Origin of the sequence: Cytobacillus sp. BC1816 (assembly GCF_051353635.1) — a bacterium.
GTDB classification, from domain to species: Bacteria; Bacillota; Bacilli; order Bacillales; family Cytobacillaceae; genus Cytobacillus; species Cytobacillus oceanisediminis_C.
The window spans coordinates 3832332-3854788 of record NZ_CP195611.1; the positions used below are offsets into that span (position 1 = coordinate 3832332).

The 22457-nt window shown below is 40.9% G+C and carries 26 protein-coding genes; 5 read left to right on the plus strand and 21 right to left on the minus strand.

The features are described 5' to 3' along the window. Positions 1-93: 93 nt before the first annotated feature. From ACR42H_RS19490 to ACR42H_RS19510, 5 genes are all read right to left on the minus strand, one after another. Positions 94-1155, minus strand: coding sequence for an NAD(P)H-dependent glycerol-3-phosphate dehydrogenase (locus tag ACR42H_RS19490; RefSeq protein ID WP_436377019.1), 1062 nt, complete (start codon positions 1153-1155; stop codon positions 94-96). Positions 1156-1250: 95 nt separating this feature from the next. Continuing rightward, a complete protein-coding gene (der, locus tag ACR42H_RS19495) occupies positions 1251-2561 on the minus strand; it encodes a ribosome biogenesis GTPase Der (RefSeq protein ID WP_113884523.1) in 1311 nt (436 codons plus the stop codon). Between the two features lie 517 nt (positions 2562-3078). Continuing rightward, positions 3079-3264, minus strand: a complete 186-nt coding sequence (locus ACR42H_RS19500; RefSeq protein ID WP_113884521.1) for a capping complex subunit for YIEGIA — start codon at positions 3262-3264, stop codon at positions 3079-3081. A gap of 3 nt (positions 3265-3267) precedes the next feature. Beyond that, on the minus strand, positions 3268-4155 hold the full coding sequence (locus ACR42H_RS19505; protein WP_436372699.1) for a YIEGIA family protein: 888 nt from the start codon (positions 4153-4155) through the stop codon (positions 3268-3270). Continuing rightward, positions 4152-4760 carry a YphA family membrane protein gene (locus ACR42H_RS19510; RefSeq protein WP_436372701.1) on the minus strand — a complete coding sequence of 203 codons (609 nt, stop codon included), beginning with the start codon at positions 4758-4760 and terminating at the stop codon, positions 4152-4154. Before ACR42H_RS19510 ends, ACR42H_RS19505 begins: the two co-directional genes overlap by 4 nt. Positions 4761-4901: 141 nt before the next feature. On the opposite strand from ACR42H_RS19510, the gene ACR42H_RS19515 reads away from it, so the two are divergent. Further along, positions 4902-5045, plus strand: coding sequence for a YpzI family protein (locus ACR42H_RS19515; RefSeq protein WP_113884518.1), 144 nt, complete (start codon positions 4902-4904; stop codon positions 5043-5045). Between the two features lie 419 nt (positions 5046-5464). On the opposite strand, the gene fni is transcribed toward ACR42H_RS19515, so the two are convergent. The 9 genes from fni to prsW all read right to left on the minus strand — a co-directional run bounded on the left by fni (position 5465) and on the right by prsW (position 13630). After that, positions 5465-6526, minus strand: a complete 1062-nt coding sequence (gene fni / locus ACR42H_RS19520) for a type 2 isopentenyl-diphosphate Delta-isomerase (RefSeq protein ID WP_436372704.1) — start codon at positions 6524-6526, stop codon at positions 5465-5467. A 12-nt stretch (positions 6527-6538) separates the two neighbouring features. After that, on the minus strand, positions 6539-7678 hold the full coding sequence (rpsA, locus tag ACR42H_RS19525) for a 30S ribosomal protein S1 (RefSeq protein WP_113884516.1): 1140 nt from the start codon (positions 7676-7678) through the stop codon (positions 6539-6541). Positions 7679-8086: 408 nt separating this feature from the next. Next, positions 8087-8668 carry a lysophospholipid acyltransferase family protein gene (locus ACR42H_RS19530; protein WP_113884515.1) on the minus strand — a complete coding sequence of 194 codons (582 nt, stop codon included), beginning with the start codon at positions 8666-8668 and terminating at the stop codon, positions 8087-8089. After that, entirely contained in the window at positions 8665-9345 is a 681-nt protein-coding gene (gene cmk / locus ACR42H_RS19535) for a (d)CMP kinase (protein ID WP_436372707.1), read from the minus strand. The genes ACR42H_RS19530 and cmk overlap by 4 nt, the downstream gene beginning before the upstream one ends. A gap of 189 nt (positions 9346-9534) precedes the next feature. Continuing rightward, complete coding sequence (locus ACR42H_RS19540) at positions 9535-9717, minus strand: YpfB family protein (protein WP_436377020.1); 183 nt, start codon at positions 9715-9717, stop codon at positions 9535-9537. A gap of 90 nt (positions 9718-9807) precedes the next feature. After that, positions 9808-10467 carry a flagellar brake protein gene (locus ACR42H_RS19545; protein ID WP_436372710.1) on the minus strand — a complete coding sequence of 220 codons (660 nt, stop codon included), beginning with the start codon at positions 10465-10467 and terminating at the stop codon, positions 9808-9810. Positions 10468-10615: 148 nt separating this feature from the next. Beyond that, a complete protein-coding gene (gene ypeB, locus ACR42H_RS19550; RefSeq protein ID WP_436372712.1) occupies positions 10616-11965 on the minus strand; it encodes a germination protein YpeB in 1350 nt (449 codons plus the stop codon). Between the two features lie 14 nt (positions 11966-11979). Further along, entirely contained in the window at positions 11980-12816 is an 837-nt protein-coding gene (gene sleB / locus ACR42H_RS19555; RefSeq protein ID WP_113884510.1) for a spore cortex-lytic enzyme, read from the minus strand. 124 nt (positions 12817-12940) lie between these two features. Next, positions 12941-13630: a glutamic-type intramembrane protease PrsW gene (gene prsW / locus ACR42H_RS19560; RefSeq protein WP_436372715.1), complete on the minus strand. Its 690-nt coding sequence runs from the start codon at positions 13628-13630 to the stop codon at positions 12941-12943. 131 nt (positions 13631-13761) lie between these two features. On the opposite strand from prsW, the gene ACR42H_RS19565 reads away from it, so the two are divergent. Then, positions 13762-14730 (plus strand): asparaginase, encoded by a 969-nt coding sequence (locus ACR42H_RS19565; protein WP_436372718.1) that lies wholly within the window; start codon positions 13762-13764, stop codon positions 14728-14730. A gap of 31 nt (positions 14731-14761) precedes the next feature. Here the strand turns inward: ACR42H_RS19565 and ACR42H_RS19570 are convergent, their stop codons facing one another. The 7 genes from ACR42H_RS19570 to ACR42H_RS19600 all read right to left on the minus strand — a co-directional run bounded on the left by ACR42H_RS19570 (position 14762) and on the right by ACR42H_RS19600 (position 21151). After that, positions 14762-15736 carry a YpdA family putative bacillithiol disulfide reductase gene (locus ACR42H_RS19570; protein WP_113884507.1) on the minus strand — a complete coding sequence of 325 codons (975 nt, stop codon included), beginning with the start codon at positions 15734-15736 and terminating at the stop codon, positions 14762-14764. A 133-nt stretch (positions 15737-15869) separates the two neighbouring features. Further along, a complete protein-coding gene (locus tag ACR42H_RS19575) occupies positions 15870-17144 on the minus strand; it encodes a Glu/Leu/Phe/Val family dehydrogenase (protein WP_436372720.1) in 1275 nt (424 codons plus the stop codon). A 428-nt stretch (positions 17145-17572) separates the two neighbouring features. Further along, positions 17573-18154 carry a genetic competence negative regulator gene (locus ACR42H_RS19580; protein WP_436372722.1) on the minus strand — a complete coding sequence of 194 codons (582 nt, stop codon included), beginning with the start codon at positions 18152-18154 and terminating at the stop codon, positions 17573-17575. A 123-nt stretch (positions 18155-18277) separates the two neighbouring features. After that, complete coding sequence (locus ACR42H_RS19585) at positions 18278-19183, minus strand: MerR family transcriptional regulator (RefSeq protein WP_436372724.1); 906 nt, start codon at positions 19181-19183, stop codon at positions 18278-18280. 72 nt (positions 19184-19255) lie between these two features. Next, positions 19256-20026, minus strand: a complete 771-nt coding sequence (locus tag ACR42H_RS19590; RefSeq protein ID WP_436372726.1) for a metallophosphoesterase — start codon at positions 20024-20026, stop codon at positions 19256-19258. A gap of 28 nt (positions 20027-20054) precedes the next feature. Further along, a complete protein-coding gene (locus ACR42H_RS19595; RefSeq protein ID WP_113884502.1) occupies positions 20055-20459 on the minus strand; it encodes a hypothetical protein in 405 nt (134 codons plus the stop codon). Between the two features lie 59 nt (positions 20460-20518). Next, on the minus strand, positions 20519-21151 hold the full coding sequence (locus ACR42H_RS19600) for a CBS domain-containing protein (protein WP_436372728.1): 633 nt from the start codon (positions 21149-21151) through the stop codon (positions 20519-20521). Positions 21152-21297: 146 nt separating this feature from the next. Here ACR42H_RS19600 and ACR42H_RS19605 point away from each other — a divergent pair, with 146 nt between their 5' ends. From ACR42H_RS19605 to ACR42H_RS19615, 3 genes are all read left to right on the plus strand, one after another. Then, positions 21298-21522 (plus strand): spore coat associated protein CotJA, encoded by a 225-nt coding sequence (locus ACR42H_RS19605; RefSeq protein WP_113884500.1) that lies wholly within the window; start codon positions 21298-21300, stop codon positions 21520-21522. A 2-nt stretch (positions 21523-21524) separates the two neighbouring features. Then, complete coding sequence (locus tag ACR42H_RS19610; RefSeq protein ID WP_113884499.1) at positions 21525-21785, plus strand: spore coat protein CotJB; 261 nt, start codon at positions 21525-21527, stop codon at positions 21783-21785. A gap of 77 nt (positions 21786-21862) precedes the next feature. Continuing rightward, positions 21863-22432, plus strand: coding sequence for a manganese catalase family protein (locus ACR42H_RS19615; RefSeq protein ID WP_113884498.1), 570 nt, complete (start codon positions 21863-21865; stop codon positions 22430-22432). The last annotated feature ends 25 nt before the right edge of the window (positions 22433-22457 follow it).

Consider the following 22457-nt stretch of genomic DNA (forward strand, 5'->3'; position numbering starts at 1 on the left):
CTGTTCATTACACTAGTTTGCTTCGTTGCATTGTATGCAGGAACCTGCTGTCTCGCATCATCTAATGCCTATATTTTTCAATTAATAAACATTTCAGTTCTTTTTATTCCCGCTTTGATCTTCCAAAACGTTCGCAAGATCTTCCATCTCATGTGTTTTTCCTCTTGCCATCAGAAGATCAACAGCATCCTTCGCATTTACATTATTAAAAAGAACGTCATACAGGACAGTAGTAATCGGCATTTTCACGTCATATTTTTGAGCCAGCTGGTGTGCTGCCTTTGTTGTCCTGACTCCCTCTACGACCATGCCCATATTATCAAGGACTTCCTGCAGATTATGTCCCTTTCCAAGAAGATTTCCAGCTCGCCAATTGCGTGAATGGACAGAAGTGCATGTAACGATCAAATCACCGATTCCCGCTAATCCGGAGAAAGTAAGCGGGCTTGCCCCCATCTTCATACCGAGACGGGCAATTTCAGCAAGACCTCTGGTTATCAGGGCTGCCTTTGCATTGTCTCCATAGCCTAAGCCATCTGTAATTCCAGCTGCAAGGGCAATAATATTTTTTAAAGCTCCGCCAATTTCCACTCCAATGATATCCGGGTTTGTATATACTCTGAAATTGTTATTGATAAACAAATCCTGAATTTTTTCGGCAGCATCCATATTTTTTGATGATACCGTAACAGTAGTTGGATGCCGCAGACTAACTTCTTCTGCATGGCTTGGTCCAGAGAGTACCACTACACTATCCAGAAGATTCCCAGTCATTTCTTCTTCAATCATTTCAGAAATCCGGAGAAGTGAATCAGGTTCAATGCCTTTACTTACATGCACTATGGTTAAAGGCTCTTTTCTAATTCCTTTGATCTTGCCGATTACTTCACGAATGGCCTTTGTCGGTACTGCCAAAATCAAAGTGTCAGTTCCGTTTAAAGCCTCTTCAAGCGACGTATATCCTCTTATTTCTACAGGCAGATGTACCCCTGATAAATATTTTTGATTAGTATGGTGCTTATTAATTTCCTCTATCTGATCAGGATTATGGCCCCACAGTCTGACGTCATGCCCATTATCCGCAAGCACCATCGCCAGGGCAGTACCCCAGCTCCCAGCACCTGCTACAGCTACACTTTCTTTTTTCCGCTCCATTTGATCACTGCCTTTTAATGTATTGGGATGGATCAAAAATTAATCCAATTCTGCCAGCCAGACAATAATAAAGCTTTCTGGCTGGCATCATCGCATTATTTTCTTTCCCTTGCAAATATCTTAATAGGTGTGCCTTCAAAACCAAAAGCGTCTCTGATTCTGTTTTCAAGGAAACGTTCATATGAAAAATGAAGAAGTTCAGGATCATTAACAAACACAACAAATGTCGGCGGCTTCACAGCAACCTGTGTTGTATAATAAATTCTTAGGCGTCTTCCTTTATCTGTAGGTGTCGGATTCATCGCAACAGCATCCATGACGACATCATTGAGGACGCTTGTTTCAACACGTAAAGCATGGTTTTCACTGGCTGTGTTAATCATTGGGATTAGGGTATGAATACGCTTTTTCGTTTTAGCTGAAAGGAAAACAATTGGTGCATAATCAAGGAATTGAAAATGCTCACGGATATTTTGTTCAAATTCCTTCATTGTTCTCTCATCTTTTTCAACTGCATCCCACTTATTGACTACAATAACAACAGCTCTGCCTGCTTCATGAGCATAACCGGCAATGCGCTTGTCCTGCTCGATGATTCCTTCTTCCCCATCGATGACCACTAAGACAACATCAGAACGTTCGATTGCCCGCAAAGCTCTCAGAACACTGTATTTTTCTGTTGTTTCATAGACTTTCCCTTTTTTTCGCATACCTGCAGTATCGATGATGACATATTCCTGTCCGTCAACTTTCACCTTCGAGTCGATAGCATCTCTTGTGGTGCCTGCGATATTGCTGACAATGACCCGTTCTTCACCAAGCATTGCGTTTACAAGAGAGGATTTCCCGACATTCGGGCGTCCAATTAATGAAAACTTAATGACCTCTTCTCCATATTCAGCTTGGCCATGTTTCGGGAAATGCTTGGCTGCTTCATCAAGCAAGTCTCCAAGACCAAGCCCATGAGAACCTGAAATAGGAAATGGTTCACCAAAGCCAAGTGCATAAAAGTCATAAATTAAATCCCGCATCTCAGGGTTATCGATTTTATTTACCCCAAGAACTACAGGCTTTTTGGCTTTATATAAAATTTTGGCAACTTCCTCGTCTGCAGAGGTAACACCCTCTCGCCCGTTTACAAGAAAAATAATGACATCTGCTTCATCTATCGCAATTTCTGCCTGAAGCCGAATTTGCTCTAAAAATGGCTCGTCACCAATATCAATTCCGCCTGTGTCAATAATATTAAAATCATGAGTCAGCCATTCTGCCGAACTATAAATCCTGTCCCTTGTCACTCCCGGAATATCTTCGACAATGGATATCCGTTCTCCTACAATTCTGTTAAATATCGTTGATTTTCCAACGTTAGGACGCCCGACAATAGCCACCACTGGTTTTGCCATGAACATCACCCTTTCAATTCTTTATTTAAATTGTTTAAACATCCCATCTATGTTCCAGAAATGCCTTTACCTTGAGTAAGCATACAGATGGCTGTCCACAATAACACTACATTGATGTTAAAACCATCCAAACAGCTGTACATTTATAAAATAAACCCTTCTCAAAGATAGAAGGGTCTAACTTAGATATTTTAACAAAGAGAAACCTTCCTAGCAATAGGAAAAGCGGAAGGCGACCGTTTAATGAAGGCACGCAGACTAAAAACACCACTTCCTGCGGCAACTTCTGCATGACCCGCATCCTCCCAGAAGCTGCCGCTTTCGGTCGTGCGATTTTTTTGCTGTCGAAGCCTTCCTTGTCCTGTGGGCCTCAAGCATAAGACGAGCATGCTGAAAGGCTGTTCTTTAACCTTTTGGACGGATTGGCTTAGACCCGAGAGCCGATAGCGCCTGGAGCTAGACAGTCATCGAAGTTCAAAGATATAATTTCTGATTTTATAAAAACTTGGCAGCCTCATTAATGCTTAACAATTACATATAGTTCTTCTGTTAAAGCATGGGCAATACCGTCAAGAATAGCTTCAAGATTGGCTGCGATGATTTCCATTTCTTTTTTATCTTCACAATGAAATACGGCGGTTCCTGATGGTATCTTGGATGGATTTGTTGTAATTGCAGCCAGTATGAATTTTTCAAGCACCATTCCCTAACTTCCTTTCTCATTCGTTTGCCGTTCAGTAGGCATCCTAATCGCGTTTTCAAGTGTTGGAACCGCTTCGATGATTTTTATGGCTTTATTGATATTCTTTTCCTGCGGCAATACAAAAACCCCTATACGCCCATCATCAAGGTCCCTTTTCGCTAGCGGAACAAGCGCAGGAGTTCCGGAATCCCGGTAAACACCCAAAGCAGTGGAGACATCATGCAATATAGCCTGCCTCTGCCCAAGATTGGCAATAGTGGAGCGGGCATTGAAATTTTTAGGTTTTAAAATAAATCCCATCCCATATCGCAGCACTTCCTCTTGTCTTTCGGGCAAACCAATATTCATGATATAAATATTGTCAACATACAAGCCTGCTCCATCAAATCGCGGCTCTACAAACTCAACTTCAACGATTTCCTTCAGCCTTCCCCCTGACATTAATTTCTTTGAAATAAGCACGGCCAGAATGGCTGCCGCAAGCCCGCCCCATATATTAAATACCAGATAGCCAAGCGTACTTAATAAAGATGTGAAAATCACAAGGTAATTTCTGCTTTCGAAGGCTATCGCCACGCCTTCTATATACGTTTTGCCTCTGGGAACCATTTCGTAGCTGTCCAGTTCAGTAAGCGTGTTTCTCTCCATGTTTCTGACTTCCCTAAACTGCGATGCAGCAAGGGTCAGGAAGGTAACGGCTGTGAATTCTTCCTCCATTATTGAAGGGATGGCCACCGTTCCCAGTCCGGCAGCAATGAATCCCAATGCAACGTGTATAATCTTTCCATGTAAGTATGTAGGGTATTGCCGGTAATCGGTCCGCAGCATATAAATACGGGTCAAAGTTCCAGCTGCCAGACCAAAAAGTATCGGGTAGGTATATTCGCTCATGATAATTTTTGTTTCTCCCTTTCAAAATGTTTAAAGTTGGCTTCAATATATTTGACGGCCCATTGCACTGCAATCCATACAGCCGATATAGAAATAGAGGTTGCCATGATATCCAGAAAGGCCAATGATCCAATAGTGTACGGAAAGGAAAATTGATTAAGAATGAGCGCATATAGAACCTCTCCCTGGATGCCCCCGAGCAATATTAACGGCAGTCTGAGCATTCTGTTTTTTTGCAGGAGGACAGCCAAATAAACAAGAAGGACTGACAGCATCCAATTCCGTGAGAATATAACCCAAACCGGATCAAACAGTTCAAACAGATGAAATGTGACATATGCCATCATCAGGATGAAAGCACAAAAAAGGAAATAAAGTTTACCCAGTTTTTTTAATCTCCCAGCAAAAATATATAAAGAAACAAGCAGATAAAGGCCACCAATACCAGTTTCAACATTGAAGATTTTAAGTGTCCAGGGTGACAGCATAATAAAAAATAAAATCCAGGCAGACAATAGAAACCTGTATTTATTATTTCGATCCATAAAAAAAGTCGTCACAATCCAAACCATCCAGGAAATCCAATAGAAAATTAATCCTTCCATCCTCTACCTCCTATCATTTCCATTATGGCTTTTTCGTATGTAAAATAACCCTGTCAATTCAAAAGGATAATTCCTTTTGAATCAACTTTTTGCATAATTCTTTTGCACTCATTTCATCTTAATAACATGGAGGTGTTTAATATGGGCAAAGACAGACAGGAAAAAAAGCTTAAAAATAGCGGAAAAGTGGAATCCGATCGCGACCAGGCACTTCATTATCCTGGAGCTGCCAAGATGCAGAGCCCCGAAGAAGCCAGATCTTTGAATGATTCAAAATACAGTTAAAAAAGAAAGCGGAAGCGCCTTGCTCCCAAAGAAACGCAGACTAAGAACGCCACGCCCTGCGGCAATGTCTGCCTGACCCCCATCCTCTCAAAAGCTGACGCTTTTGGTCGTGCGATAAATTATGCTGAAGAAGCCTTACCTTGTCCTGTAGGCCTTAAGCACAAGACGAGCCTCCCGGAAAGGCGTTTTTGCTTTTTTGGGAGGCTTGCCCGAAATGTGGAGGCGGCTGGGAGCCGAAACTGGAAAAGCTGGTGACCTCGAGGGGGTTAGGCGCTCCTCTTAAAAGCTAACGCTATTAATCGTGCGCTAATCATCCTGTCGAAGCGTTATTTGTGAAGCAGGACAGTTATCGAAGGTCAAATATCTAATATACACGCCTCTGAAGGCAAAAATAAAACTCTCGTCATTTGACAAGAGTTTTATTTTTGTATTATCCGCTGAGAATATGCCTTTGTATCAATGCCACGTTCATTCAGCCAATGATGGGTCCTTTCAGTTATGATAATTGGAGACTGCTGAAGCTGGGCGATGTTTGCCGCCCCCAAGGCAGTCATGATCACTTTCAATTCGGTATTCATATTGTTAATCTCTTCAATGAGTGCTTCAAGTCCTTCTTTCATGAGAACTTTCAAAAAGTATCCCGCCATCCCTGCAGCTCCTGCACCAAGAGCAATTGCCTTAGCTATTTCATGGCTTGTCTGGATGCCCCCCGAAGCTATGACAGCAATATCTTTTCCCAAAGATGCAGCTTCTGCAATGGAGACAGCCGTCGGGATTCCCCACTCATTGAAAAACGTTAACAGTCTATCTCTTCTTGCATTTTCTATGCGGGAGAAATTCGTTCCGCCAAATCCGCCAATATCGATTGCTGTAACACCGGCTGATGCAAGCATTGAAACTGTTTCTTTATTTATGCCAAATCCCACTTCTTTTACAACTACTGGAACTTCAGAATGGGAGACGATATTTTCAATTCTTTTTAGGGCACCCCGGAAATCACGGTCACCTTCAGGCATGGTCAATTCCTGGACTACATTTAAATGAATTTGCAATGCATCTGCTTCAATCATATCCACCGCTGCTTTTGCCTGATCGATTGTAGCTTCACTGCCTAAGTTGCCAAAAATAATTCCACCGGGGTTTTCTCTCCTGACAACCCTATAGGATTCTGCTTCACCGGGATCCTTCAGTGCAGACATTTGAGACCCCACTGCCATAGCAAGGCCTGTGGATCTGGCAGCAAGGGCTAGATCCCGGTTAATTTGAACCGTTCTTTCTCCTCCGCCCCCTGTCATGGCATTTATAAAAATTGGCGAACTTAATGAAAGTTCGCCAATTGAAGTGCCTAAATCAGCCTGATCAAGAAACGCATCAGGAAGACTTTGATGAATAAATGCAATATCCTCTAAACCGGTATTGCTGTTTTGGCCCGTTGCCAAAGCATGCTGGATATGATCCCATTTACGTTTTGATCTAGACAAAATTTATCACCATTACTTTTTTAAATTCTTTAGCTGGTCGCCTATCATATCACCAAGCGAGAAGCCTTTGTTTTCTTCAGGAAGTTCGTAGTCAGTCACTTCTTCCTGTTCTTTTTCAAGAAGATCTTTGATGCTCAATGACAGGCGCTGGTCCTGTTCGTTCACATCAAGAACCTTTACTTTTACTTCTTGTCCTTCGCTTAATACTTCATGAGGAGTTCCAATATGCTTATGCGCAATTTGTGAAATATGGACAAGGCCTTCCACACCTGGGAAAACTTCAACAAATGCTCCATAAGACACAAGTCTTTTTACTGTTCCTTCAAGAGTGCTTCCTTTAGGAGCCTTTTCACTGATGTTATCCCACGGCCCTGGCAAAGTCTCCTTAATGGAAAGTGAGATGCGTTCATTGTCCCGGTCTACACTTAATACTTTAACCTTCACTTTTTGGCCTTCTTCCACAACATCTGAAGGCTTCTCTACATGCTCATAAGAAAGCTGGGAAATATGGACAAGACCATCAATCCCGCCAATATCAACAAATGCTCCAAAGTCAGTAATTCTTTGAACTGTTCCATCCAAAACCTGACCTGCCTGAAGGGATTCAAGCACTTGATGCTTCTGTTTTCCTTTTTCTTCCTCTATTACAGCACGGTGAGAAAGAATCAGGCGATTTTTATCTTTATCAAGCTCTACAATTTTAAATGTCATCGTTTTGCCTTTATAATCAGTAAAGTCCTCAACAAAGTGAGCTTCAACCAGGGAAGCAGGAACAAATCCGCGCACACCCAAGTCTACTACTAAGCCGCCTTTAACAACATCTTTTATTTCTGCTTCAAAAACTTCGCCCTCATTAAATTTCTTCTCAAGAGTTTCCCATGATTTACCAGCATCAACTTTTCGTTTAGAAAGAATAAGGGCTTCTTCCTCCACTTTTAAAACCTCAAGCTCGAGCTCATCTCCTTCTGAGACCGCATCGCCTGCTTTTTCAATATGAAGGCTTGAAAGCTCGCTGATTGGGATAATCCCATCCAATTTGCTGTCAGTAAGGTCAACAATGACTTGCTTTTCTTCCACTTTGGTAACTTGGCCTTTTACCTTGTCACCCACCTCAAAATTTTTAACTTCTACTTGATTCATTTCCTCTGACATATGTATTCCTCCTTAATCCAATGGCTGCTTTTAAATTTTTAATCTGTATTCAACTGCCTGCCATCCAGGCAAGAACCCTGTGTCAGCAGCAGAAATACTCGAATAGCTATTTATTTTGCAGGCTATTTTTCAACTGTAGTTGAATGTCTCTTCCTGCCCTCATAAGAAAAGCGCAAGCGCCTTGCCCACCCCCGACAAGCACAGACGGCCTCACGGAAAGATTGCCTTTTTGGGAGGACCGCCCGAAACAAGACAAGCTTGTGACCTCAAGGGGTTAGGCTGCTTGCGCTAGATAATTCTTGAAGTTCAAAGTAAAGGACAGCCTTATTTTTCGAATATTTTCGCCTTTTTAAAAAATGCCTTTTTACTAACTTCTTACAAAAGAAGTTTTTTGTCAAGCAAGAAGGTCTATGAATAATCTTCAATTAATTTACGTATTTCTGACATAATCATTTCGGTGGTTTCCTCCGCCGAAACCTTTTTTTCCCTTAGCTCTTTCATATCAATTGGTTTACCATAAACAACTTTCAATTTAGAAAAAGCTTTATAGGGGCCAATAATGGCGCAGGGAACGACATGCGCTTCTGACCTGAGAGCAAAAAAACCTGCACCCGCCAGCCCTTTACCCAGCTGCCCCGTTTTACTTCTAGTACCCTCTGGAAACAGCCCTAAAACATTTCCTTCTTTTAAGATTCCAAGCCCTTTTCTTAATGCCTCCCTGTCACTCATTCCTCTCTTGACAGGAAATGCATTTAAATCGGGAAGAATTTTCCCCAGGACGGGTACCTTAAAGAGCTCTTCTTTGGCCATAAAATAAACTGGCCTTGGAGCATTAATGCCGACTACCGGAGGATCGAGATTATCTATATGATTGGAGCATAAAAGGACGCCCCCTTCAGCAGGAAAGTTCTCTCTCCCAATTACTTCAAATCTGTAAATGGGTTTTAGAACTCCATAGACTGCTGCTTTGGCAAAAGAATAGAGATTCACTTTGAACCAATCCTTTCAATAGCCAGATGCATTATCTTATCGACTACCTGTCCAATTGACAAAGAAGTTGTATCAATCTCTTTTGCATCATCTGCTTTCTTTAAGGGAGCTATTTCACGCTCAGAGTCCAGTTTGTCCCTTAAGGAAATTTCTTCCTTTAGCTTTTCAAGATCAGATGGATATCCCTTCTGGATATTTTCGTTATGACGCCTAACAGCTCTTTCATCAACTGAGGCTAAAAGAAAAATCTTTACTTCTGCATGGGGCAGGACATGGGTTCCGATATCCCGGCCATCCATTACCACTCCTCCATCTAAAGCAAAGTTTTGCTGGCGCAATACCATTTCTTCTCTAACAAGCTTATGCATGGAGACTATAGAAACAGAATTTGTCACTTCAGAAGTCCTGATTTCATTTGTCACTTCCAGCCCGTCCAGATAAATTAATTGCCCTTTTTCGCCTGGCTGCAGTTCAATAACTGTATTGTTTAGAATCTCCATAAGAGAAGCTTCATCTTCAAGACTTGCATTCTTCTGAATAGCTTTATAAGTCAAGGCGCGATACATGGCACCAGTATCAATATATATGTAAGATAATTTTTCTGCCACAATCTTCGCTACTGTACTTTTCCCTGCAGCAGCTGGGCCGTCAATTGCAATTGATATACGTTTGCTCATAGTTCCTCCTGTACCCCTGGCCGCTTCTTCCCCAGGTTCGTTCAGCTTTATTTTAACATAACAAGTCTGCATCAGTGCATAATTAAGCTGTTTTTTAAGTCTTGCAAATTTTTAAAAATAGCCCCTGAAAGGCTTATAAATGATCGATATTTCCGACGCCAGAACAAAAAATTAGCAGGCGCCTGCCTGCTAATAATCTTTCCTGAACGTTTCAAGCAGCTCAGTGAAATTCTGATCTGTAACACCCTCATACTGAGTCAGCTGCTTTAATTCCGGAAAAGCATCCATACGATGAAAAAAAAATTGTGTGAAAAGCAAGAAAACAAATTGCAGAATAATTAACTTTAGAATAATCCTCTCCACCGTTTTCATCAATGCCATCTCTCCAACTGATAAAATAAGAATAAGCCAATAGACTTCACCATCTATTATGAGAGATGATTATAAAAAATATTCCTTTATTTATATTACCAGGCCTTTTTTCTTCATTGCCAGCTGCCTATCGAAACAAAATCGCAGGAGCAATTGTCTATCCTGGGGGCTTACCTCCAAAAACTGAACAGAAATAAGCGATTTTCCATTCTGGGGTTCAGAAACTCTGATTACCTTACTTTTAAGCCGTAAATAATAATTGTCGCCGTTCTGCATAGCTAATACGAAATAAGTTTGTATTTGCATACTCGCTTTTAAAGAGCTGCTCGTTTGTGCGATGATTGCAGCACCGCCCGCACTAATATCATCCGTAATTGATACAAAAGGAGTAAACTCATTACTTTCCGGGTGGATAGCAACATCAACTGGTGTTTCAACCCGGACAAACTGACGCCGCTGGATTTTCACCAAATGTTCGTCCCCCGGATATGATAAAACCATCATCGGGATCTTCAGCTTAACTCTTCCCATAACCTCGCTTTCGAAAAGATATACCGTCCCATCTTCAGCCAAAAAGGTTGCCTTCAGCTGGGTTCCATCGATCAGGAATGCAGTTTTATTCGTTTCCTGTTTTATCGGATAATCAATATATAAATTATTTCCTTCTCTTTCAACAAGCTTGCATTTATATTTCTCGGATTTTTCCGAGTATGTTAATTCGAGCAGCATTGTCTCTCCAATATTTATCACACTGACTCACTTCCCCTTATTAAAAGGATAATCTTGTCATTTCATTATGACCGGTATAAAAGAATCCTGCAATAGCATTTTTAAAAGATTTAGGCAAAAAGGCCCAAATGCTTTTTAAGGCAAAAAAAGAAAGCCTATCCGGCTTTCTCTACAGTACATCTTCAAATACTGGTTCAGCATTTTTTAGCTTTTCTACTTTTTCTTCTTGTCCTGTTTCTGCGTTTATATAGATTCTGTAGGTATCTTCACCCAATGTGCCTAGAATTTCATAACAGGAAACTTCCTGATTTAAATCATTAATGATGATTGCCCGTCTATCTTCCATGACTTTCAGCTGGGGATTCACCTTGGCTCTCGCCTCTTCTGCAGTGATTAAAGGCTCAGGAATTTCTCTCTGGTGATGAGCCTTTAAATAATCCTCAGCAGAAAAGGCTGACATTCTGCCATTATCAAGCGCAACTTTCACACGAATGGAGTCCGGATAAATCCTTACGCCATCCTGATTGGACACGAAGGTAAATACGCCTAAATTGTCATACTGGGCACTCTCGAATAAATCAAGGTCCTTAAAGCCATTGTCTTTCAGAAATTTAACCGCATTATTGCTTGCTTCATTAAGGCTTACCTTTTGTTTCGCCACTTCCCGATCCAGTATAAACCAGATAGGATAGCCGCCTTTCTTAGTAATATCCATGTTTGCTTCTTCTTTTGTTTTCTTATTTTGAATACTGACACTATAAAACCCGTAATCAGACCCTTTGCCGTTTTCAGTCACTCTAATATTTACATTATTCCCCAACTTTGCATACTGCTGACCTATTCGTGCAGCTTCTTCTTCTGTTATTTCTTTACCCTTAAGATATTTGTAATTTTCATCCTTCCTCTGCATATTTACAAATGCAGGTCCAAAGTCTGTCTCTCCATAGCCTTCAACCGTTTTTTCCACTGTCTTAAATCCATCTATGATTGTATTATCTGCAGCTTCCTCATTGGAGGCCAGCGCCATTTCTACATCCATCCACCGTAAGTTCTTTTCAAGCACCATATGCTGAACTTTGCGCAAATCCTGCTGAACATCAGCCGACTGTTTATAGAGCTGCTTTAGTGTTTGATATTCTTTATCCGATAAAGGTTCTTTCTCCAAATCCCTTACTGCTGTCCTATAACTGAAATCTCCGATATTGGATAGAAACTCTTCTGTTTTATTGAAAGGAAGAAGCGAGAGAGGCAGCTGGCCAACATCTGAGTGCGCTTCTGAAGTTAATCTCCATACTTCTGCCAATTCAGGTGATAGTGAAGCTCTTGAATTCATTGCTAAGGTTGTTCCGATTTTGTCATGCAATAGGTCAATTTGGTAAGTTAAATCATGAAATGCCCTTTGATAATTATTTTCGGCATTAATTAGGATTGCATTTTTCTCCCGGTGTTCCTGATAACCCCAAAACGCTGTACCGGCAACACCCAGTGCAAGTACGCCTATGAGAATTCCTCTAAGCATGATCATTCACCCCTCTATTTACAGAATATATGTTTTCCAATCTGCTTGATTTGCGGCCGTGTCCAAATCCATCCGCTTGTAGCTGTATCCGGGTTAAAGTAATACAGCGCCTCTCCTGTTGGATCCCATCCATTAATGGCATCAAGGACGGCTTTTTTTGCTGTTTCATTCGGCGTTAACCATATCTGGCCATCGGCAACGGCCGTAAAAGCACGCGGCTCAAAAATAACCCCAGAAACAGTGTTCGGAAATGATGCACTGTCTACACGGTTTAAGATGACTGCGGCAACTGCCACCTGGCCTGTATACGGCTCCCCTCTTGATTCTCCATAAACCGCATTGGCCATTAACTGTATATCATTTTCTGAGAATCCGTTAGGCACATTTGCAGCAGTCGGCTGTTTAGGAGCTTCCTGCTGTGCCGTTCCCCCGGAAGATCCCCCTTGCTGAGGCTTAGTCTGCTTTTCAGTGTCCACCCCGCCGTAATGGGTGAATTTATTGCCCTTATTAATTTGTTCTTTCACATACTGTTCATTATACTTGGATGCTTTTACAAGCTTGTTTTTTGTTTCCTGGCCAGCAAGCCCGTCTATCGGAAGGCCGAATTCATATTGAAAATTCCTGAGTGCCCAATAGGTTCCCCACCCAAACACTCCATCGATTTTCCCATTGTAGAATCCTAAATACTGCAGGCGGGACTGAAGCTCGATTACATCATCTCCCACTGCTCCGTGCTGGATAACCTGGTTGGAAAAGGCATTAGCTTTGTCCATATTCCCGCTCAAAGGAATTCCTAGAACACAAAGGGAGATTATGAGTAAAACCTTTCCTGCCAAAAAATTCTTTTTCATGGATTTTAACCTCCAAAAGTCAATCTTTTTTCATTGACCCTATTTTTTGTAGTCCTTGGCTTTTTATTCAATAACTTGAGTCTTTTTGCTTTTGGTTTATTTTCGCAAAATAAAAAACCCTCCATCAGGAATGGAGAGTTTTCTGTAAATCAAATTGGTTATCCATGTGGCTTACACTATGTGCCCTTGCTTTTTTGACTTTTCTTAAGCCCAGCCACCAAAGGAAGATCATAAATGGAAACATGATAAAAATCCAATGTTTTAGAGAGATCAGGATGTAGTCGTAAATACCGTGAAGGAGAAAAGGTATAAATAGCGAAAAGGCTATCCATTTTTTTGTAGAGGTTGCCGAGAATTTTCCTTTTCCTATATAATAGCCCATGATAACACCAAAAAGAGCATGGCTGGAAACCGGAAGTAAGGCCCTTCCAAGAGCGTGTTCCACACCGAGAGCGACGAGATAGAAGATATTTTCTGCAGTAGCAAAGCCAAGTGATACAGATGCACCATACACAATTCCATCATATGGTTCATCAAATGTTATATGCTGATAGATAGTATAAAATAATATAAACCATTTAAAGAATTCTTCCAGCAGGCTTGATGACAGAAATGCATCCATCAAACTAGACTGCAGCACCCCTTCAGTCTCTAAAACATACTGGATGAACATAATGGGGAACACGAGCAAAGCACCAAACAAAAAAGTTTTAAAAACCATTGATATGGGTTCAGACTCATATTGATCTTTTAAATAAAAATAGCTTAATAATGCCAACCCCGGCGCGATGCCAGCGGATAATATTCCCAGCATGAGCTGCCCTCTTTTCAATCTGTTTCCTTAATCGTATCATGATATAGAAAGAATTAAAATGATTATTCAAATATTGGAAAACAAATATTTCGCATCATATTTTGAGTCAAAGCTAGAATTGGGGGATTAACATGGAGAAAAAAAAGATACTTGTTATACACACTGGAGGCACCATTTCAATGAGTGAGGATGCAGCAACTGGCGCTGTTAAGCCAACAGATAATAATCCATTAACTGAAAAAACAAAGGAACTGCTTTCCCTTGCAGAATTACTGGTTGAAGAGCCTTTTCATCTCCCTTCACCGCACATAACACCTAGAGAAATGCTTAAATTGAAGGAAATCATTGAAAAAAAACTGGCAAAGGAAAAAATTAGCGGCGTAGTCATTACCCATGGGACAGATACACTAGAAGAGACAGCCTATTTCTTGGATCTGACTGTTAAAACATCCCTTCCCATCGTTGTTACTGGTGCAATGAGATCAAGTAATGAAATTGGCTCTGACGGACTTTACAACCTAATTTCCTCCATTCGCGTAGCTTCATGTGAAGAAGCAAAAGACAAAGGGGTTCTAGTTGTTCTAAATGATGAAATTCATACTGCGGAAAATGTGACAAAGACACACACAAGCAATGTATCTACTTTTCAAAGCCCGCAATATGGACCAATCGGAATAGTCACAAAGAGAGGTGTATTATTCCATAATACTCCCACAAATAGAGAATATTACCTTTTGGATGCAATTGTAAAAAAAGTCACACTTATTAAAGCATTTGCCGGAATGGATTCTTCTCTGCTTTATGCGATAGGTGATTTAGATTTTGACGGAGTTGTGATTGAAGCACTTGGACAAGGTAATTTGCCTCCAGCCACAATTGAAGGCATTAAGGCTCTAACAGAAAAGAACATTCCGATTGTACTGGTTTCCCGATGTTTCAATGGAATTGCACAAGATGTATATGGCTATGACGGAGGGGGAAAGCATCTAAAGGATATGGGTGTTATTTTCTCAAATGGACTAAACGGGCAAAAAGCAAGAATTAAACTGCTAATCGGACTGGAAACCCAGCAAAATATCGAAGAGATTTTCCAAATATAAAAAGGCAATAACAAAGGCTGATCACATGTGATCAGCCTTTGTTATTGCCTTTATCAATTATAGTTTTTGCTATTTGTCCGCCATGAAATCTGCCATTTTCAATAAAAATTTCGTTGGCATTATTTCCGGCAGCTATTACACCCGCAATAAATATTCCTGGGACATTCGTTTCCATCGTTTCATGATTAAATTGAGGGCGGCCTGTTTCTTCATTTATTTGAATTCCCATACTCCTTAAAAATTCATGGTCAGGATGGTAGCCGGTCATGGCAAATACAAAGTCGTTCTTAATATCAAATTGCTGGCCATCCGCCATGTAGGTCAGCTTATTTTCACTGATCTCTTTCACATGGGCATTAAATTCCATCTTGATGACTCCATTTCTGACTAAGGACTCAAACTCAGGGAGAATCCATGGCTTTATGCTGGGTGAATATTCTGTTCCACGATAGATCACCGTAACTCTGGCTCCTGCTTTAACCAGTTCGATGGCAGCATCCACGCTTGAGTTTTTCCCGCCAATTACCGTTACGTCTTTATCAAAATAAGGATGGGCTTCTTTGAAATAGTGAAAAACCTTTGGCAGGTCCTCTCCTGGAACTCCCATGTAATTTGGATGGTCGTAATAGCCTGTAGCAATTACTACGTTATTGGCGGTATAAGTCGCCTTATCTGTTTCTACTTCAAATAGCTTAGATGGATTTTTAATTACTTTGAGAACTTTTTCAAAGGCATTTATCTTAATGCCTTTTCTCTTCACAACTTCCCGGTAATAAGTTAGCGCCTGGTTTCTCTTAGGCTTATAATTTTCCGTTATGAAGGGTACCCCGCCGATTTCAAGCTTTTCGCTCGTGCTGAAGAAGGTTTGGTGTGTTGGATAGTTGTAAATTGCGTTTACAATATTGCCTTTTTCGATAACAAGCGGGTTTCTCCCAGCTTCCTGAAGGGCTATGGCAGCTGCCAATCCGCATGGTCCTCCGCCAACAATAATAACGTCTATATTCAAGGTTCTCACTCCTTAATCAATACCAAGGAAAAAAATTCCATATTTAAGTTTATAAAAAATCTCCCATCAGTTTATGATAGGAGATTTTTTATAATTATTCAAATGTCTTACTTTCATCAATGGAGATTTATAATTAAATCCATCCGCGGAATCTTGAAGCTTCCGCCATTTTTCTCACACCAACCATATAAGCAGCCAGGCGCATATCCACTCGGCGGGTTTGGGAGGTCTGATAAATATTATCAAATGACTTAACCATTACCTTCTCAAGCTTTTCTTCTACTTCTTCTTCGGTCCAGTAATATCCCTGGTTGTTTTGCACCCATTCGAAATATGATACCGTTACTCCTCCGGCCGAAGCCAGCACGTCAGGCACTAGCAGAATTCCGCGCTCGGTAAGAATTCGTGTTGCTTCCAAAGTAGTTGGGCCGTTAGCCGCCTCCACTACAATGCTCGCTCTTATATTATGTGCATTTTCTTCTGTTATCTGATTTTCGATGGCCGCAGGAACCAGAATATCGCAATCAAGTTCAAGCAGCTCTTTATTTGTAATTGTATCATTAAACAATTTTGTCACAGTTCCAAAGCTATCACGGCGATCCAAGAGGTAATCGATATCAAGGCCATCTGGATCATATAAACCGCCATAAGCATCTGAAATGCCAACAACCTTTGCACCAGCATCATGCATAAACTTTGAGAGGAAACTTCCAGCATTACCGAATCCCTGAACAACAACTCTTGCACCTTCAAGGTTAATGCCTTTTTTCTTTGCAGCTTCGCGGATGCAAATTGTAACCCCTTTAGCTGTTGCTGATTCCCGTCCATGTGAGCCGCCTAGTACAAGTGGTTTACCAGTAATGAAGCCTGGAGAGTTAAATTCATCAATCCGGCTGTATTCATCCATCATCCATGCCATGATCTGCGAATTGGTAAATACATCAGGTGCAGGAATATCCTTTGTCGGTCCCACAATTTGACTGATTGCCCGTACATACCCGCGGCTTAGCCGCTCTAACTCACCGAAGGACATATCGCGAGGGTCACAAACGATTCCGCCTTTTCCTCCGCCATATGGAAGATCCACAATTCCGCATTTTAAGCTCATCCAGATTGACAGTGCCTTTACTTCCTTTTCAGTGACATTCGGGTGAAAACGAATACCGCCTTTAGTAGGACCAACTGCATCATTATGCTGGGCCCGGTAGCCAGTAAAGACTTTTACTGTTCCGTCATCCATCCGTACAGGAATTTTCACTGTCATCATGCGAATTGGCTCTTTTAGAAGCTCATAGACCTCATCAGAATATCCCAGCTTCCCTAAAGCCTTATGTATGACAGTTTGAGTCGACCTTAAGACGTCCAATTTTTCAGCTTTATTTGAATCAGTACCTTTCTCGGCTACCATTTGTAAACCTCCTAGAAAAATCACTTTCATTAGTTGTCCGCTTCCATGGATTAGTATACACCTTTGCCTAATTTATGCAAGAAGAATAATGTACTTTTCCTCATTTTTTAATATTTTCATGAAACCGCTCTCAGCCTTGGTATTAAAGGGAATTTTCTGTTTACTCCTAGTACCCGTTTTCCCGGTTTAGCCTAAAAGAAACATCCCATTTCCCTCTTTACTGTTTATTTAAAAACTTTTCCATTTTTATGCTATTATTGCAGACAATTGACTATACTTGTTTTACCCAATTTTTATATAGTTCATGACCATTTAATCCAAATCACTGCATTTCCCTGCACTCATCCTCCCTGCTAATCTCTGTGGAAACCTGCAAAAACGAGGTTTCTTTTGTTCAAAAAAAAAAGAGGATTTCCCCCTTTTCAATCTTATGAAAAGTATTTCACCAGCTCTTTTACTGCTTTAGACTCGATAAGTGCTTTCCCATATTCCTGAATTATATATATGCTGGTAAAGGCTGAATCACCGTACTCGGCTAATATGGCAATTACTCTGGGAATGTCTTCTCCCGCTATGTCAATAACATGATAATAATACTTCTCTTTATAACAATATAGGCTTCCCTCCTCAATCTGCACACGATTCAGCTCTTTAGCCATTTGAATTACATCTTCAAAATCCTGGAACTCGAATAATATATCTTCACTGCCCTCAACAGTTACTTGCATTTCAATAAAACCATCCTCAAGGAGCTCTTCATCATCCATCTGCTCCTCCATTGTAACGATCATAACCATTCCTTGAGCCTGCATGGAGAATATCTCCACAGCAACTGAACCTTGAATGTCTACACCGAATTCTTCACTTGCTTCTTCCAGCATCTCATGAAAAAGCTGATGCCATTTAAGTGAATCCTTCCAGACATCTTCCTTAGTCAGTCCTCTATCATTTAAATCATCTAATGTGAGAAAGATTTTGATTTTATTATAATTCAAACGTTCTAAGCGCATAATAAGCCCCCTGCCCTGAACCAACTCTTTGATTTAGTGTATGAAACATTGCGAAGTTTGTGAGTCGTCTTAATTTGTATGGTTAAAAAGAAAAGACCCGGCAATTTACCGCCAGATCTTATGTTATTGGAGCCGTTCTCTAATCCATTCTTCCCATTCATTTGTGGAACTGCCGGGAATAAACTGTTCATACTTCGTCTTATCTTCATTACTAAGGGTATCAATGCCGAATCCCCCAATGCCTACATTCAATTTTCCATAAGTTTCTGCAAGTCTCTCTGACAGTTTAAGGGTTTCTGGTACGTTGGACTTCATCGTACAGGATAAAAATACAAATTTAGGTTTAACAATCTCAATCACAGTATCGATATCTTCCTCAGCGATGCTTGTCCCAAGGTAAACGACTTCAAATCCCCTTCTGCGCAGAAATAAAGTAAAAATTAAAAGCCCTAATTCGTGAGCTTCACCTGGTCCGCAGACTGCTATCACCTTTGGCAGGACTCCGTTATGGGGAAAAGAATGCAGAATCATCCCAATTCTGGATCTTAATATGGAAGAGGCAAAATGCTCATGGGCACTTGTTATTTTCCCCTCTTCCCATTGATGTCCGATTTTCACAAGAAGAGAGCCTAATATATCAATAAGGACTTTATCTATTGTATAAAAACTGAAAGCCTGATTAATTAAATCATGTGCTTTTGTTTCATTAAACTGAAGAAGAGCTTCAAGCAGCTCATTGGTGAGGGCACCAGACCGATCACCTTCCTTATTCATCTGAAGCGGCTCGGCATTCAGTTCCTTATTTTCCAGAAGGGAAACAGCCTGGCTTATGGAAAAACCCTGATCCACTTTCCTGATCAGCCATTTTAACACTTTGATATGTTCCTCTGTATATAGCCTGTGGCCAGATTCATTTCTCTTTGGAGCAACAATTTGATACCGTCTCTCCCATGCTCTTAACGTTCCTGGCTGAATGCCGAGCATCTTAGATACAGCCTTAATATTATATTTTCCTTCTTCAGTTGCCATACCCAGCCCTCCATTCATTACTAATTATAAAAAACCGCCGTTGGAACTGTAAAATCTGGGTGTATTTTATTTTCAGCTTTTATTAAGAGTAATGAAATGAGTTTCCGGCTTTGCCCCGAGCCGCAATGGCACACCGGTCGTACCATAGCCGTTGCTGATCAGAATGGTTGTTTGCGGCAGCGCTTTTATCCGACCCTTCTCATAAGGACCAAACCCGAAAATACGAATTTGCCCGCCATGGGTGTGGCCGCTTAAGACCAGGTGAATATTTTGTTCTTTTGTTATACTGTTAATGATTCTTGGATCATGGCTTACCAGCACCCGAAACCCTCCTGAACCCGCATCCTTAAGTGCCAGGTCGAGCCGATCCCTGTCCTTGCTGAGATCATCCGTTCCCATCAAAATAAAACGTTCTCCTTCAATTGATTCAAATGAAAGGGCAGTATTATCTAGAATTTTCACTCCACATTCTAGAAGCAGAGCATCGAGCTGGTGGTAATCCGCTTCATAGTCATTATTCCCCCAAACGAAATAGACGGGCCCGCATTTCTTTAAACCCATAAGGTTTTTCTTTACTCTTTCAAAAGGGACTCCTTTTTCCAAGAGATCGCCGCCGATGATGACCAGGTCAGGCTTCTTTTCTTTAATCTCCCCGATTATCGTTTCTGACACCGTCCTCTTATGAATATCCGAAATAAAAAAAAGCTTTACTTCACCGAAGCTTTCCGGAAATTCAGGAAAAGAAAGCTCTTTATATACAATTCTATCTGCAAATGCCTCCCTAAGCATATACATTAGTAAACATGCACCGCCAATTAGGGCCAAAGCTATTAGGTATATCATAAATCCTCCTGCCATCAATTGCCTTCAATCAGTCTTCGGCAAGATTGATTTTCTTGAAATCTAAAGAAATAATACCATAAATTACTGAAAAACAGAAAAGGGCAAATGCTTCCCATGGCGAAAGGACTAACAAAACAAAAAAGCCTCCAATAAGCAATAAACTCAGCAAAGGCCCAAATAAAGCATCAATATGTTTTAATGACCTCATATTTTTTAAAAGCCTGGCAGTCCACTCGATGATACTTCTGATGATCTCTGCGTTGGCTATAAAGGAGATAAGGAAAAAAGTCATTCCCATGACGAAGCCAGCCGGCTCCAGTACAAAAATGACAATCATATCCGAGATGCCCATTGGAATAGACACCGGAAAAAATTTAATAAATAATATGCCGCTAATAAACCCTGTAAATAGCTTCAGCAAAATAAAAAACAAGATAAATCCCTCCCATACAAAGTGTATGAGAAGGATTTATTTTGTTGACTATATTTACATTAATCCTCAGTTATGTCCAGAACACGGAAACCGGATTTTTCTAGCCGGCTGATGAACTTATCCATATTATTATTTTTTTCAACCTTCATCACAATGCGGCGGACCAGTTTGTCTGTTTCATCAAAGGTAACAAGGGAGATGATGTGTTCATGGAAATAATGGGCGATTTCGGCTAAACGTGCAATTCGCCCTTCCGCTTCTACAGAAGTAAACGCAATCCTGACACCGGATTTATTGGTTCCGAAGGCCGATTGGAATTGAGCGAGAACATCAAAGCGTGTAACAATGCCCAGAAATTTACGATTATCGCCCAAAACTGCAAGTAAAGGGAAATCCTTTAAATCCAAAAGCGTTTTTTCAAAAATCTCATTTCCTTTTAAATATTGCTCCTGATGAATCGCAATATCCTTGACAAGTGTTCCTTCCAGGAAATCTTCCTTTGATTTACCTGACAAAAAGAAGTTTTCATATATTCCATATCTCGTAATTATGCCGGCATATTGGTCGCCATCCAATACAGGAATCCCGTCAATCTGATGGTCCTCCAGCAGAGCCAGAGCTTCTTTCAATGGTGCATCCTGTCCGATTGTATAACAGGTATGTTTGGGGATCATGATACTTTTCACAAACATTGCCATCACCTCAGAGTAATATTAATTAGACCTAACATTTAATTTCGCCATCACCTGAACTTTCCCTTCTTTTTATTAGAGTAAACAATCATAAAAACACTGCACTTTTCATAAGTTTCAATGACGCATAAAAAGGAGGGATTATGATGAATACACTCCGTAAAACCTGGCATCCTTATATAAGTCCGTTTGACCCTTGCACTCCTATAAAGGTCAAAACTTATTCCACTCCTCCAAATCTATATATGGGATTTCAGCCGCCAGGACTTGAACAATTTACACCAATGGAGGCTTTAAGAGCAGGAACGCTTTGGAAGGCTTTCTATGATCCATGGTACAGTCCCTATGAAAAAGCCAGGGAGGGACAATAGCCATGAAACAATTGCCGGCAGATTACTATCAGCTTCTTGAACAGCTCCAGGCTGTGGATTTTGTCCTTGTTGAACTTACTCTATACCTTGACACTCATAACAAAGATACTGAAGCCATTAAGCAATTCAATCACTATGCAAAGGAACGAAAAAAACTGAGAAATGCCATTGAGAGCAAGTATGGTCCATTAATGCAATTTGGACACAGCTATTCCGGTCAGCCTTGGAATTGGGATGATGCCCCGTGGCCATGGCAAGTATAAACTTTTTTCCCGGCGCCTTCTTGTATGAAGGCGCTAAATAGGAATATATCCGGACATTTGAAAGGGGCTGAGAAAGAATGTGGGTTTATGAAAAGAAGCTGCAATATCCAGTAAGGGTAAGCACATGCAACCCCAAACTGGCAAAGTTTCTAATTGAACAATATGGGGGGGCTGACGGCGAACTTGCTGCTGCCCTAAGATATTTGAACCAGCGCTATTCTATACCTGATAAGGTAATCGGGCTCCTTACAGATATTGGAACAGAGGAGTTTGCCCACCTGGAAATGATTGCAACAATGGTATACAAATTAACGAAGGACGCTACACCTGATCAAATGAAAGCCGCCGGTCTCGGTGACCATTATGCTAACCATGATAACGCACTGTTTTACCATAATGCTGCAGGTGTCCCTTGGACAGCTACTTATATCCAGGCAAAGGGGGACCCAATTGCAGATTTATACGAAGATATCGCAGCAGAAGAGAAAGCCAGAGCAACCTATCAGTGGATCATAAATATGAGTGATGACACGGATTTAAATGACGGACTCCGGTTTTTAAGAGAAAGAGAGATTATTCATTCCCAGCGCTTTAGAGAAGCCGTGGAAATTCTTAAGGAAGAACGGGATAAGAAGAAATTCTTTTAAAATGATACTTAACAAAAAAGAAGCA